Origin of the sequence: Cellulomonas sp. S1-8 (genome assembly GCF_026184235.1) — a bacterium.
GTDB lineage: Bacteria > Actinomycetota > Actinomycetes > Actinomycetales > Cellulomonadaceae > Cellulomonas.
Genome location: NZ_CP110806.1, coordinates 4,052,755 through 4,066,389 on the forward strand (window position 1 = coordinate 4,052,755; position 13,635 = coordinate 4,066,389).

Genomic DNA, 13,635 nt, shown 5'->3' on the forward strand with positions numbered 1-13,635 from the left:
ATCGTCCAGGAGGCTAACACCATGGAAATACGGCAGCGACCCGAGAGCGTTCTCTTCGCACCGTGGGGCAATGGGATGGGACATCTGATGCGGATGGTCGTCCTCGCCGTCGAGGCGGAGAAGACGGGCTGCCGCGCGACCATTGCGGTGATGGACGACGAGCAGGAGGACGCGGTCCGCGCGCGCGGCGTGGACTGCGTGCGGTACCTCGACTGGTCCGAGGCGCTGGACCCGTGGCTCGTGTGGTCCGACCCCGGGTACTGGCTCACCGCGATCGGCAACGACCGCGTGACGCTGCGCGAGACGGGGGCGGACCTGGTCGTCGTCGACAGCCGCCTCAGCATGACCGTCGCCGCCGGGCTCGAGGACTGCCGGGCGGTCGCCGTGGTCCAGGACATGGACTTCCCCGACTACGTCTACCCGGGGCGGGGGCGCCGCGAGGACCTCTGGGACGGCGTGAGCGTGGCGCTGAGGGAGGCGCTGCGCGCGCACGGGATCGACTGGACCCACGACGACCCCCGTGAGGTCGTCGTCGACGCCGGTGTCGTGGTCCCCGGCACCCCCGAGTCGGACGACGTCCCCGCGCGGCACCGGGGGTCGGCGCGGTTCGTCGGTCCCCTCACGGGGTACGCCGACGCGCCGTCCGACGACGGGCTGCCGGAGCGCGGCGCCGTCCTGCTCTACAAGACGCTGTCCACCCGGAGCGACCTGGGTGCGTTCCGCGCGGCCTTCGAGGACCTCATGCCGCGGGTGCACGTGGCCACGGGGTCCGCGCGGGAGGCCCAGGCCCTCGCCGCGGCACCCGAGCTCGCAGGTGCTCACGTCGCCGAGTCGTGGAACGTGACGGGCCCCCACGCGGCACGTCTGGCCGCCGCGGTGATCCACGGCGGGCACGGCACGATGCTGCACATGGCCCAGGCCGGCGTGCCGTGCCTCGTCGTGCCGGACCTCAGCCCCGAGCGGTACGCCAACGCGTGCAAGGCCGGCCGGTTCGGGTCGATGCGCGCCGTGCTCGACGGCCTCGACCCCGCCGACCTGACGTGGTCGGCCCAGTCGTCCTCCGACGGCGCCGCGGACTTCGCCGCCGTCCGGCGCGAGCTCGACGCCCTCCTGCAGGACGCCGGGGCACACGCACGGGCCGCGCACCTCGCCACCGCCTACGCCGACCACACCGTCGAGCGCGCCTGGCGCGAGGTGCTCGACGTGGCCACGGTGCCCCGCACGGCGCGTCTGCCCGTCGACGCCACGGCCGCCGCAGGCCCCCGGGACGCCGGGTGACCGACGGCGTCACGCACGTCGCCGCCCTCGTGGTGATCGACGGCGCGCTGCTCATCCAACGACGGGCCGCGACCCGCCGCTTCCTGCCGTCCGCCTGGGACGTCGTCGGCGGTGCGGTCGAGCCGTCGGAGAGCCTGGAGGACGCCCTGCGGCGCGAGGTCCGGGAGGAGACGGGGCTGGAGGTCGTGGGCATCGGGCCGTGGGTGTGCGACGTGCGGTTCGACGAGGACGGGCTCGCGCGCCGCGAGCGCGGTGCGATCACCTACGTCGCCGCGGGCCTGCCCCGCCCCGAGCCGGGCAAGGCAGACGCGCTCGCCCTGGTCACGCGGTTGGAGGCGTTCGTCGAGGACAACCGGAGCCGCGGCTACGGGGACCACCTCGCGCGCACCGCCGGGGCCGGTCTCGCGTGGCTCGCGGCGGCGTCGAGCGGCTAGCACCGGGGGTCCCGGCCCGCCGGGGGGCCTTGCGCGGATCCGACGAAACGCTCATGGTGGAGGGCCAGGCGCGCGACGACGGGCGCCTGACGTCGCACAGCCCGGGGGGGCGGACATGGATCCAGCACGTGCACGCAAGGTCAAGGTCGGACTGGCGGGGCTGGCGGTGCTGGGGCTCGGCGCGGCCCTGACGAGCGCCCAGTGGACCGACCAGGTCTTCTTCCAGGCCGACGTGGCCACGGGCGTCTTCAACATCCAGGGCGCCGTCCCGGACGACCCGACGGCGCCGGCGCTCCCCGCCGACCCGGAGTGGCTCGAGTCGGCCACCTGGGGTCCGCCGCAGGACGCGACCACCGTCGCCGCCCTCGAGCTCGACCTGGGCACCCTGCAGATCGCGCCGGACGAGACGGTCACCTTCACCGGCTACGTCCGCAACGACCCGACGAGCACCTGGACGGCCGACGTCACGGACCTCACGGTGGCGGGGGACTTCCTGCCCGACGGGATCACGGCGGGCACGCCCGAGTACGCCGACCCGATCGGTGCGGCCGAGCTCGACCCGGGCGCCGTCGCGACGTTCACGGTGGACGTCACGGCCGGTCCCGCCGAGGTGACGCCCGGGGACGGCGGCGTGGTCCAGGGTGCAGCCGGGAGCATCGTCGTGCTCGTGAACGGCGAGTCCGTCGCGCCGTTCGTCGGCATCCCCTGACGCGCCGCACGACGACCGTGCCCCGCGTCGGCGGCAGGCTGCCGCGTGCGCTGATCGTGACCGGCCTGGCGCTCGCCGGGTCGGTCGCGGTCGCGCCCGCGGCGGGCGCCGCCGCCGTGGACGTCCAGCCGGCGCGGCTGACGTTCGCGGCCCTCGCCGCCGGCGAGGTCGCGTACGCCACGACGCAGCTGACGGCGGTCCCGGCGGACCGGGTCGTCGTGGTGCGGGCCACCGTCACCGGCACCGGGCCGCTCGCGTCGTCCGTCACGACGAGCGTCGAGTCCTGCGCCGCCGCCTGGACGGAGGCCGGGTGCGCCGCCGGTGCGGCGGTGCTGGTCGACGGCTGGGTACCGGCCGACGGCCGCAGCGAGGCGCTGGACGTGCCGGTCCCGGCGGGCGGCACCGCGTACCTGCGGGTGGGTGTGCGCGTCGCGGCGGACGCACCGCCGAGCACCGCGGGCGTGCTCACGTACGCCCTCGACCTCGTCGGGCCAGACGCCCCCGGCCCGTCGCCCGCCCCCCCGGGAGGGGCGGGAGGGGCGGGCGTGGGCGCGCTGCCCACGACCGGCACCGACGTGCTGGCCGCGGGGGTCGCGGCCGCCGCCCTGGTCGCGCTGGGGCGGGCGCTGCGTGCGGCCGCGCGCCGCCGTACGGGGGCGGCGCGGTGACGGGCGCGCGGACGACGACGCGTGCGCGGGCCGCTCTCGCGGCGGCGGTCACGCTCGGTGTCGCGCTCGCGCTGACCGCCCTGGCCACCGGTCCGACGTCCGCCCGCTGGACGGACGAGGTCCACGCCCGCGGCCTGGTGGCGGTCGTCATCCCCGTGGCCGCGGTCACGGAGGTGACCACGGGGGACTCCTACGCCTGCGCGGTCGTCGAGGGGCGGGGGTGGTGCTGGGGCAACGGCCAGGGCGGCGTGCTCGGCGACGGGACCGCCACGTCGCGCATGACGCCCGTCGCCGTGGGCGACGGGACCGACGCGATGGCGGGGCTCACGGTCACCGACATCGACGCGTCCACCCGGCTGACCTGCGCGGTCGCGGGCGCGCGTGCGTTCTGCTGGGGTGCGAGCAACCTCGGCGACTACGACACCTTCAGCCCGTGGATGGCCGGTCAGCAGAACGCCCCCGTCGCCGTGTACGACGGCACGCCCGCCACGGACCCCGGACCGTACGCCTACGACTCCCCGCTGGCCGGCGTGGCGGTGCAGGACATCGACGCCGGCGAGTGGCTGAGCTGCGCCGTGGGCCTGCCGGGCACGGGCGCCTGCTGGGGCGTGGTCACGGGACTCTCGTGGCCCGTGCCCGGCCCGAACCCGGCGTGGCGGGACAACGCGCCGATCCGCATCCCGACCGTCGGGCAGGACCCGCTCAGCCAGCTCCCGGACGGGTCGGCCCTCACCCGTGTGTCGGCCGACTTCGAGACCGGGTGCGTGCTCGCCGCCGGCACCGGGTACTGCTGGGGCATGAACGCCGAGGGCCAGGTCGGCAACGGGCTGACGGGCGTCCCGGAGCCGGCGCCGCACCTCGTCTCCGCCGGCCAGATGGGCCAGGGCGGCGTCACCGACATCGCGGTCGCGGTGTTCCACGCCTGCGCGGCGTCCGGCGGGTCCGCGTACTGCTGGGGGCTGCGCTCGTCCGGGGCGATCGGCGACGGCGGCGGGCCCAACGGGTCGCAGACCACCCCGTCCGCCGTCCTGCTGCCCGGCGGCACCACGGTCACGGACGTCTCCACGGGGGGCGGCTCCTCGTGCGCGCTGACGTCGGACGGCGAGATCTGGTGCTGGGGCTCCAACAGCGACGGGCAGCTCGGCTCGACGAGCGTCCCCCCGGGCACGACCAGCGAGCTGCCGGTGCTCGTCGACCGCGCCCTGATGCCCCCGGGTGTCACGTTCACCGCGGTGAGCATCGGCACCCGCCACACCTGCGCGATCGGCACCGACGACCAGGTGTACTGCTGGGGCCTCGGGACCGCGCTCGGGTACGTCGGGGCGTCGAGCACCAACCGCCCCCAGGTGCCCGTGACCGCGGCCTGGGCGCCGTGAGCGCGCTGCGCCGGCTCGGGGACGCGCTGCTGAGCGTCGCGGCCGCGGCGGGCGTCGTCGGGCTGGCCCTGTTCGTCGCGGTGCAGGCCGGCGCCGTGCAGTCGCTCGTGGTGACGTCGGGGTCGATGCGCCCCGCGTACGACGTGGGCGACGTGATCCTCGCGCGGGAGGTGCGGGCCACCGCGTTGGACGTCGGGGACGTAGCGACGCTCGACGACGGCACCGGGCGGCTCGTCACGCACCGGGTCGTGGCCGTCGAGCCGGGTGCGGGCCCCGGGGTCGTGACCGTGGGCATGCAGGGCGACGCCAACGCGTCCGCCGACGCCGCGCCGTACGTCGTGGACTCCGCCCTCGTGCCGCTGCTGCGGGTGCCGGCGGTCGGGCCGGTGGTGGCCGCCGTGCAGCGGCCCACGGTGTACGTGCCCGGGCTGGTCGCGGTCCTCGCGCTCGTCCTGGTCGCGCTGCTGCCGAGCGGCCGGCCCGACGCGGGTGACGGCACGGCGGAGGGCGCAGCGGTCGTCGGCGACCTGCAGCGCCTGGACGGGCGTCGGCCGTCCTGACCGGACGCGGCTACCGTCGGACCCCCCGCCACCTGGACGAAGGAGTGCCATGCGCGCGACGCCCCCGATGGGCTGGAACAGCTGGGACTGCTACGGCACCACGGTCACCGAGGCCGAGGTGCTGGCCAACGCCGCGTTCATGGCCGAGCACCTGCTGCCCTACGGCTGGGACACCGTGGTCGTCGACATCGACTGGTCCGACCCGACGGCCCGCTCGCACGGCTACAACGCCGACGCCCCGCTCGCGATGGACGCGCACGGCCGCCTGCTGCCGGACCCCGGGCGGTTCCCCAGCGCCGCCGACGGCGCCGGGTTCGGCCCGCTGGCCGCGCGCGTCCACGCCCTCGGCCTGCGCTTCGGCATCCACACGATGCGCGGCATCCCCCGCCGGGCCGTCGAGGCCGGCACCCCGGTGCTCGGGACGGACGTGCGCGCGGCCGACGTCGCCGACCGGGCCAACGTCTGCGAGTGGAACCCCGACATGGTCGGGCTCGACCACACCCACCCCGGTGCGCAGGCGTACTACGACTCGACGCTCGACCTGTACGCCGGCTGGGGCGTGGACTTCCTCAAGTCCGACGACATGCTCTGGCCGTACCAGGCGCAGGACATCGAGGCGTACGCCCGCGCGATCGCCCGCACCGGCCGGGACATCGAGCTGAGCCTGTCCCCCGGCCGCGACCTGTCCCTCACGCGCCTGGCGCACCTGCGGGAGCACGCGACGATGTGGCGCATCTGCGACGACCTGTGGGACGACTGGGACCAGGTCGTCGCCAACTTCGCGCGCTTCGCCCGCTGGGCGCCGCACGCGTCACCCGCCGGGTGGCCCGACGGGGACATGCTCCCGCTCGGCCGCATCGGCCTGCGCGCCGAGCGCGGCGAGCCCCGCGACGACCGCCTCACGCCCGCCGAGCGGGTGTCCCTCATGACGCTGTGGCTGATCGCCCGCTCCCCGCTCATGATCGGCGGGGACCTGCCCACGACCGACCCCGCGACGATCGCCCTGTTCACGCACGCCGACGCGCTCGCCGTGCTGCGGTCGTCGGGCAACCGCGAGGTGTTCCGCGAGGGCGGGCTGGTGGTGTGGTCGGCGCAGGGCGACGGCGGGGAGCAGTACGTCGCGGTGTTCAACCTCGACGACGCCCCGCGGTCCGTCACGCTCGACGCCGCGGACACCGGGCTGCCCGCGGTGCTCGACGGCGAGCTGCGCGAGGTCTGGACCGGGGAGGCCGTCGGGACGTTCCGGGCCCGGGCCGGGGACCCGGCCGCGCGCGGCGTGGCACCGGGCAGCACGGCCGTGCCGCTCACGCTCGCGCCGCACGGCGCCGCGCTCCTGCGGCACGTCGCGGACCGGCCCGGCCGCGCCGACGGCCTACGCTGAGACCACCTCCGAGGGAAGGACGCCGAGCGGCGGTGCCGCTCGTCCCCATGACGCAGACCCTGCTGGCCGTCGACGGCAACTCGCTCCTCCACCGGTCGTTCCACGCCCTGCTCGGGTCGCAGCTGCACACGCGCGACGGGCGCCCCACGTGGGCCGTCAAGGGTGCGCTGTCGCAGATCCTCGGGGCCGTGGACCGCGCGGGCGCCGACGCCGTCGTCATCGGGTTCGACGACGCGGGCAACAACCACCGCAAGCTCACGCACCCGCACTACAAGGCGCACCGCACCGCCAAGCCGGACGACCTGGTCACGCAGCTCGCGCTCGCGGTCGACGTGTTCTGGTCCGCCGGTCTGCACGTCGTGATCCCGGACGGCCTCGAGGCCGACGACGTCCTGGCGACCGCCGCCGCGACCGCGACCGCCGCCGGGTGGCACACCGTGGTCTGCACGTCGGACCGGGACGCGTTCGCGCTGGTCAACGACACCACGTCCGTGCTGCGGATCATCAACGGCGGCGTCGAGGCCTCCCCCGTCCTGACCCCCGAGCGGCTGCGCCTCATGCTCGGCATCGACCCGTGGCAGTACCGCCAGTACGCGGCCATGCGCGGCGACGCGTCCGACAACCTCACGGGTATCCGCGGGATCGGCCCGAAGACGGGCGTCGCGCTGCTCGCCGCATTCGGGTCCGTCGAGGCCGCGTTCGCGGACGTCGACACCAACGAGGGCCGCCGCGTCGCCGAGGTCATCGGCAAGGCGTGCGTGACCAAGCTCGCGGACCCCGACGGGCGGGCGGCGTTCTGGCAGAACGTCGAGCTCATGACGATGCGCACCGACGTGGACCTGGGGATGGACCTGGGCGCCGGGTCAGGGCCCGGGGTGCTGCCGATCGACGCGCGGCAGGTGCACGACGCGCTCGCCGCGGTGGAGTTCGGCTCGCTGCAGTGGTTGGCGGCGCGGATGCTCACGTCGGGGACGGCGAACGAGGCCGTGCAGCCGGCGGTGACGGCGCCGGATCGCACCGCAGTGCTGGCGGCGGCGGCCCCGGTGGCGGCCGTCGAGGAGGAGCTCACGCTCTTCTGAGCGACCGGAGCGACGGCGACTCAGCCCGGTCTCGCGGACGGCGAGTCCACAATCTGCGGACGCTGTGCTCCACAATCTGCGGACGCTGTGCTCCATAATCTGCGGATGCTACGCTCTATATTCTGCGGAAGTTGCGAGAACTCGCAGGTCAGGAGCATGGCATGGAGTACACACCCCGCGTCGCGGATGCGCAGCTCGCCGACGCCCTGCGCACTGCTGGGGCGGTCCTCGTCGAGGGCCCCAAGGCCTGCGGCAAGACGGAGACCGCGAAGCGGGTCGCCGCGACGGTGACGTACCTCGACACCGACTCCCAGGCGCGGGCCGCGATCGACATCGACCCCGAGCTGGTGCTGCAGGGACCCTCCCCGCACCTGCTCGACGAGTGGCAGGAGTACCCGCAGCTCTGGAACCACGTCCGTCGCGCCGTCGATGCGGCGGGCGAGCCCGGCCAGTTCGTCCTCACCGGTTCGTCCGTGCCCACCGACGACGTGCGCCGGCACTCGGGCGCCGGACGGTTCGCCCGGCTGCGGATGCGCCCCCTGTCCCTGTACGAGGCGGGCCACTCCACCGGCGGGGTGTCGCTCGCGGCGCTCCTGCACGGCGAGCCGGCACGGTCGCCCGCCGCCGACCTCCCGGTACCGCGCCTTGCCGAGCTCGCCGTCGCGGGCGGGTGGCCCGCGCGCCAGGGTGCGCGCGTCCAGGAGGCCGCGGCCTACGTCCGCGAGTACGTCGCATTCACCTGCGAGGTCGACGTGCCGCGGATCGGCGGACCCCGACGGGACCCTGCCCGGGTACGGCGACTGATGATGTCACTCGCCCGCAACGTGGCGACCGAGGCCCCGATCGCGACGCTGTCCGCCGACACCGCCGGGAAAGACGCGGCCATCGACCGCGAGACCGTCGCCGACTACCTCGACGTCCTCGGGAATCTCCTGCTCGTCGAGGACCAGCCGCCGTGGGCACCGCACCTGCGCTCGTCGTCCGTGCTCCGCAAGTCCGCGAAACGCCACTTCACCGACCCGTCCATCGCCCTCGCCGCACTCGGGGCAGGCCCGGAACGACTCCTCGCGGACCTCAACTACTTCGGCTTCGTCTTCGAGTCCCTCGTGGTGCGCGATCTGCGCGTCCTGTCCGGCCCGCTGCACGGCGAGGTGCTGCACTACCGAGACAGCTCCGGGCTCGAGGTCGACGCGATCGTCGTGCTGCCCGACGGCACGTGGGGCGCGTTCGAGGTCAAGCTCGGCGCCGGTCACGTGGAGAGCGCCGCCGCATCGCTGCGCAAGTTCGCCGCGACCGTCGACCAACGGAAGTCGGGGCCACCCGCGGTGCTGGGTGTCATCACGCCGGGTGGGTACGGGTACCGGCGTGAGGACGGGGTCGACGTGGTGCCGTTGGCGGCGCTGGGGCCGTGACTCCAGCGGACCTCAGTTCGCCTCGCACTTCCCCCGGCGCCAGTACCCCATGAACGCGACGGCCTTGCGGTCGACGCCGCACTCGCTGACCAGGTGGCGGCGCAGGGTCTTGATGACGCCGGCCTCGCCTGCGAGCCACGCGTACAGGTGGGCCTCGGCCGTGAGCGCGGCGCCGGTCGTGTAGTCGATCGGCACCTCCCACAGCATGTCGTGGTCGACGTCGACGTCCTCGAGCTGGACGTCGGGGGTCGGTGCCTGACCCGGCAGCAGGCGCGCGCACGCGGCCTGGACGGCCGGGACGAGCAGGTCGCCGTGGGCGCGGCCGTCGCGGCCGAGCCAATGCACGCGCACGCCGTCAGGGGCGTCGAGCGGGAGGCGGTCGTCGGACCAGGGCATCTCGATGAGGACCTCGCCGCGGGCGTCGCGCGGCAGGCGCTCGACGATGCCGGCGATGGCGGGCAGCGCGGTCTCGTCGCCCGCGATGAGCAGGCGGTCCGTGCGGGCCGGCGGGACGAAGTCGACGCCGCCGTGCGGGCCGTGGTGGTCGGCGTTGGGGCCCATGACGACCAGGTCGTCGCCGACCTGCGCGGTCGTCGCCCAGCGCGACGCGGGGCCGGTGTCGCCGTGCAGGACGATGTCGACGTCGAGCTCGCGGGGCGTGGGGCGCACGCCGCGGGCCGTGTAGGTGCGCATGGGGTGGCGGCGGTCGTCGGGCAGCGCGCGCCACGAGCCGTACCAGTCGCCGGTGCGGCCCATGTCGATGAGCTCGGTGTACGGCGAGCCGTGGACGGGCAGGAAGAACTTGATGCGCTGGTCGAACCCGTTGTCCGCGAAGCGGTCCAGGTCGTGACCCGTGAACGTCACGCGCAGGACGCTGGGGCAGAGCCGCTGCAGCGCGGCGACCTGCACGTGGAACATGCGGAACGGGGACGCCGCGGGTGCGGACGTCTCGACGGTCGTCGTGCTCTGCTCGGTCACGGCGTCAGCATAAGGTGAGGCTTACCTGATTCCGCAACCCCCTGGGCGCGTCAGGTGGCACACACTCCCGGCAGCACCTCGTCGCCGAGCGGGTCGACACCCGCGCCGGACCCTGCGCCCGACCCGGCGTCCGCCCCCGGTGCCGGGTCCGGCGGCGACTCGCCCTCGCCCGCCGGGGGCGTCCGCTCGGCCCCGTGGCCGGGCTCCCCCGTCCCGCCCGCGCCCGGGTCAGGCTCACCCGTCGTTGCGGGGGGCGGCACCAGCGCCGCGGGCGGCGTGTCCGACGCCAGCCGCTGCCAGATCTCGTCGGCGGCGGACGTCCACTCGACGCGGTTCTTGTCGCTCGCGGCGGTGGCCACGGGCACGTCCGTGAACACGACGCGCGAGCGGTCCAGCCCTCGCAGCGAGTACCCGAACGCGGCGAGCCGCACCGGGTCCGCGAGCAGCGGGTCCGCCCGGAGCGCCCCCAGCGTCGCGCGCGCGACGCCGTACAGCTCGTCGGCGTCCCCGAGGACGTCCTTGCCGAGCAGCTCGCGCACCGCGGCCTGCACGAACGCCTGCTGCCGGGTGATCCGCGTCAGGTCGCTGCCCAGCTCCAGGCCCATGCCGGTGCCGTGCCGCGCCCGCAGGAACCCGATGGCCTGCCACCCGTCGAGCCGCTGCTCACCCGCCGGCAGGTGCAGGTCGCCGTAGTCGGGGTCCTCGTCGACGGGCTCCGGCAGGCACATCCGCACGCCGTCGAGCGCGTCGACGACGTCGATCACACCCGTCATCCGCACCACCAGGTGGTGCGTCACCGTCACGCCCGTCAGCGCCTGGACGGTCCCGATGGTGCAGGCGGCGGCATGGTCGACGTCCTGCTCGGCACCGGCGCCGATCGAGAACGCCTCGTTGAACATCGTGGACCGCGGTCGCGACGTGCCGCCGTCCGGCAGCAGGCACTCCGGCACGTCGACCAGCGAGTCGCGCGGGATCGACACGACCTCCGCCCACGACCGGTCCCCCGCCACGTGCACGAGCATCGTGGAGTCGGACCGCATGCCGTCGGCGGCGCCGGCGAGCGCCGCGTTCTCGGCGTCGCGCAGGTCGGTGCCCATGACGAGGATGTTCATCGCGGCGCCCGCGAACGGGTCGTCGGGCGCGTGCGTGGTGGCTACGGGCTCCGGCGTGGCGAGCACCAGGCTGCCGGCGTCGCTGACGTCCAGCTGCGACCGCAGGTCCAGGTAGACGGCCCCGGCGACCGACGCGAACGTCACGACCACCGCGGTCAGGACGAGCGCGGGCCCGCGCGCGGCGGTCACCGGCACCCGCGCGTGGCGGGGGCCTGCCCGGTCGTCGTCGGTGCTCACGCTCGTGACGCTAGGGCTCCGGTCGGGGTGCGCGGGGCCGGTCGTGGGGCGGGTGCGTGAAGGTCTCGCGGAGGGCGGATGTGTCAGTCGCTCGGCGCCGCCGCGCGCAGCCGCTCCAGCAGCGGGCCGGCGGCCTCGTCGAGGAACCTCTGCTGCAGCGCGTCGCCCACCTGCACGACCGCGACGTCCGTGAAGCCCGCCTCCCAGTAGGCGCTGACGGCCTCCACGATCGCGTCGAGGTCCGGCCCGCACGGGATCGCCTCGGCGACGTCCTCGGGGCGCACGAACTGGCTGGCGGCGTCGAACGCCTCCGTGGTCGGCAGGTCGGCGTTGACCTTCCACCCGCCGCCGAACCACCGGAACTGCTCGTGCGCACGCGCGACGGCCTCGTCGCGGTCCGGACCCCACGAGATCGGGAGCTGCCCGATCTTTCGCGACGGCCCGATCGCCTTGATCGCCGGCTCCAGGCCCTCGCGCGCCTCGTCCCACCGCCGCACCAGGTCCGCGTCCGGCTCGACGGCGACCAGGTGGTCGGCCAGGCCGGAGAACCGCACCACGGACTGTGCGCCGGACACCGCGACGGCGATCGGCACGGGCACCTCCGGGATGTCCCAGAGCTTCGCGGAGTCGACGCGGAAGTGCGCGCCGTCGTAGGTGACGCGGTCGCCCGTGAGGAGCGCGTGGATGATCTCCAGCGCCTCCTCCAGCATGTCGTGCCGCTCGCCCACGGCCGGCCAGCGCTCGCCGACGACGTGCTCGTTGAGGTTCTCGCCCGAGCCGATCCCGAGCGTGAACCGGTCCTGCGAGAGCAGCGCCATCGTCGACGCCTTCTGCGCGACGACCGCCGGGTGGTACCGGATGGTCGGGCAGGTCACGTACGTCATGAGCTGGAGGTGCTCCGTCGCCTGCGCGACCGCACCGAGCACGCTCCACGCGTACGGCGAGTGGCCCTGCTCGTCGAGCCACGGGAAGAAGTGGTCCGACGACACGGCGAAGTCGAAGCCCAGCCGGTCGGCGTGCTGCGCGTACCGGACGAGCTCGCGGGGGCCGGACTGCTCGGTCATGAGGGTGTACCCGAATCGCGTCACCCCCCGAGCCTCACCCCGCGCCGCGGATCCGGCATCCGGAGGCCGGCGTGCCGGCCGCCGTCAGACCGCCGACGTGCCGAACGCGAGCCCCAGCAGGTACGTCACCGCGGCGGCGCCGAACCCGATGCCGAGCTGCCGCAGCGCCCGGCGCCCCGGCGACGCCCCGGACAGCAACCCGACGACCGACCCCGTCCCCAGCAGCGCGACGCCCACGAGCCCGGCCGACCACGCGACGGCCGTCACGCCCGACGCCCCCAGCAGGTACGGCAGGACGGGGACCAGCGCGCCGGAGGCGAAGAAGCAGAAGCTCGCGACCGCCGCCCCCCACGCCGTGCCGACGGACTCGTGCTCGTCGCGCTCGGGCGCCGGGCGGCGGTCGGCCGGCGGGTCGTCGACGCCGTCGACCGCGATCCCGTCGGCCGGCCCGTCGCCCGGCCCGTCGCCCGGCCGTGCGGGCAGCGTCGTCGACGTCCGCAGCAGGGAGGCGTCGAGCGCCTGCTGCGCGTCGTACTGCGCGAGGGACGCCAGCACGACGTCGGCGCGCGCGTGCGCGTCGGCGGCGCTCATGCCGCGCGCCCGGTAGACCAGCGCGAGCTCGTTGCCGGACACGTCGAGGTGGGTGAGCGCGGTCGCCGCGTCGGCGTCGGGCCGCGACGCCTCCAGCAGCTCGCGCTGCGAGCGCACCGACACGTACTCCCCGGCCCCCATCGACAGCGCCCCCGCGAGCAGCCCGGCGAGCCCCGTGAGCAGCACCGTGCCCGTCGCGACGCCGCTCGCACCGATGCCCAGGACGAGCGCCAGGTTCGACACGAGCCCGTCGTTCGCGCCGAACACGGCCGCGCGGAACGTCCCGGAGATCTGCTGCCGCCCGCGCATCGCCAGGCCGCGGACGACCTCCTCGTGGATCTGCTCGTCGGCGGCCATGCGCGCCGTCGCCTCGGCGTCCTGCCCGTACACCGACCGCGCCTCGGCGCGCTGCGCGAGCGCGTACACCCACACCGACCCGAAGCGGCGGGCGAACCAGCCGAGCAGCCGCGTGCGCCAGTCCCCGCGCAGCGGCTTGCCCGCGTCGTCGCCGAGCAGGTCCAGCCAGTGCGCCTCGTGCCGCCGCTCGGCCTCCGCGAGCGCGAGCAGGATCTCGCGCTCCTCGCCCGTGCGACGCGACGCGAGGTCCCGGTAGACGGCCGCCTCGGCACGCTCGTCGGCCAGGTTGCGGCGCCAGCGGCGCACCTGCGCGGCCGTGGGCGGCGCGTTCGCGGCGGGTGCGCCCGGCGCGGCGGGGACGGGGGTGGGCATGCGGCTCCGATGCGACGACGGGGAGGG

The 13,635-nt window shown here is 75.3% G+C and carries 13 protein-coding genes; 9 read left to right on the forward strand and 4 right to left on the reverse strand.

The features are described 5' to 3' along the window. Positions 1–87 precede the first annotated feature (87 nt). The 9 genes from OKX07_RS18240 (at position 88) to OKX07_RS18280 (ending at position 8,897) form a co-directional block, all read left to right on the forward strand. Complete coding sequence (locus OKX07_RS18240) at positions 88–1,278, forward strand: hypothetical protein (RefSeq protein WP_265629418.1); 1,191 nt, start codon at positions 88–90, stop codon at positions 1,276–1,278. Further along, the gene (locus OKX07_RS18245) at positions 1,275–1,712 is read left to right on the forward strand and encodes an NUDIX domain-containing protein (RefSeq protein ID WP_265629419.1); all 438 of its coding nucleotides are present in this window, start codon (positions 1,275–1,277) and stop codon (positions 1,710–1,712) included. Before OKX07_RS18240 ends, OKX07_RS18245 begins: the two co-directional genes overlap by 4 nt. A gap of 115 nt (positions 1,713–1,827) precedes the next feature. Further along, entirely contained in the window at positions 1,828–2,421 is a 594-nt protein-coding gene (locus OKX07_RS18250) for a hypothetical protein (RefSeq protein WP_265629420.1), read from the forward strand. A 17-nt stretch (positions 2,422–2,438) separates the two neighbouring features. Further along, positions 2,439–3,089 carry a hypothetical protein gene (locus tag OKX07_RS18255; protein WP_265629421.1) on the forward strand — a complete coding sequence of 217 codons (651 nt, stop codon included), beginning with the start codon at positions 2,439–2,441 and terminating at the stop codon, positions 3,087–3,089. After that, complete coding sequence (locus tag OKX07_RS18260) at positions 3,086–4,465, forward strand: RCC1 domain-containing protein (protein ID WP_265629422.1); 1,380 nt, start codon at positions 3,086–3,088, stop codon at positions 4,463–4,465. The genes OKX07_RS18255 and OKX07_RS18260 overlap by 4 nt, the downstream gene beginning before the upstream one ends. Beyond that, positions 4,462–5,025, forward strand: a complete 564-nt coding sequence (locus OKX07_RS18265; protein WP_265629423.1) for a signal peptidase I — start codon at positions 4,462–4,464, stop codon at positions 5,023–5,025. The genes OKX07_RS18260 and OKX07_RS18265 overlap by 4 nt, the downstream gene beginning before the upstream one ends. A 49-nt stretch (positions 5,026–5,074) precedes the next feature. After that, a complete protein-coding gene (locus OKX07_RS18270) occupies positions 5,075–6,406 on the forward strand; it encodes a glycoside hydrolase family 27 protein (protein ID WP_265629424.1) in 1,332 nt (443 codons plus the stop codon). A gap of 32 nt (positions 6,407–6,438) precedes the next feature. Further along, positions 6,439–7,485: a 5'-3' exonuclease gene (locus tag OKX07_RS18275; RefSeq protein WP_265629425.1), complete on the forward strand. Its 1,047-nt coding sequence runs from the start codon at positions 6,439–6,441 to the stop codon at positions 7,483–7,485. 161 nt (positions 7,486–7,646) lie between these two features. Then, positions 7,647–8,897 (forward strand): ATP-binding protein, encoded by a 1,251-nt coding sequence (locus OKX07_RS18280; protein ID WP_265629426.1) that lies wholly within the window; start codon positions 7,647–7,649, stop codon positions 8,895–8,897. A gap of 12 nt (positions 8,898–8,909) precedes the next feature. Here OKX07_RS18280 and OKX07_RS18285 read toward each other — a convergent pair whose 3' ends face one another. The 4 genes from OKX07_RS18285 to OKX07_RS18300 form a co-directional block, all read right to left on the reverse strand. Beyond that, complete coding sequence (locus tag OKX07_RS18285; protein WP_265631957.1) at positions 8,910–9,815, reverse strand: siderophore-interacting protein; 906 nt, start codon at positions 9,813–9,815, stop codon at positions 8,910–8,912. A 110-nt stretch (positions 9,816–9,925) separates the two neighbouring features. Then, positions 9,926–11,224: an LCP family protein gene (locus OKX07_RS18290; protein ID WP_265629427.1), complete on the reverse strand. Its 1,299-nt coding sequence runs from the start codon at positions 11,222–11,224 to the stop codon at positions 9,926–9,928. A gap of 83 nt (positions 11,225–11,307) precedes the next feature. Next, the gene (locus OKX07_RS18295) at positions 11,308–12,312 is read right to left on the reverse strand and encodes a TIGR03557 family F420-dependent LLM class oxidoreductase (RefSeq protein WP_265629428.1); all 1,005 of its coding nucleotides are present in this window, start codon (positions 12,310–12,312) and stop codon (positions 11,308–11,310) included. Positions 12,313–12,372: 60 nt separating this feature from the next. Next, on the reverse strand, positions 12,373–13,608 hold the full coding sequence (locus tag OKX07_RS18300; RefSeq protein WP_265629429.1) for a VIT1/CCC1 transporter family protein: 1,236 nt from the start codon (positions 13,606–13,608) through the stop codon (positions 12,373–12,375). Between the last annotated feature and the right edge of the window lie 27 nt (positions 13,609–13,635).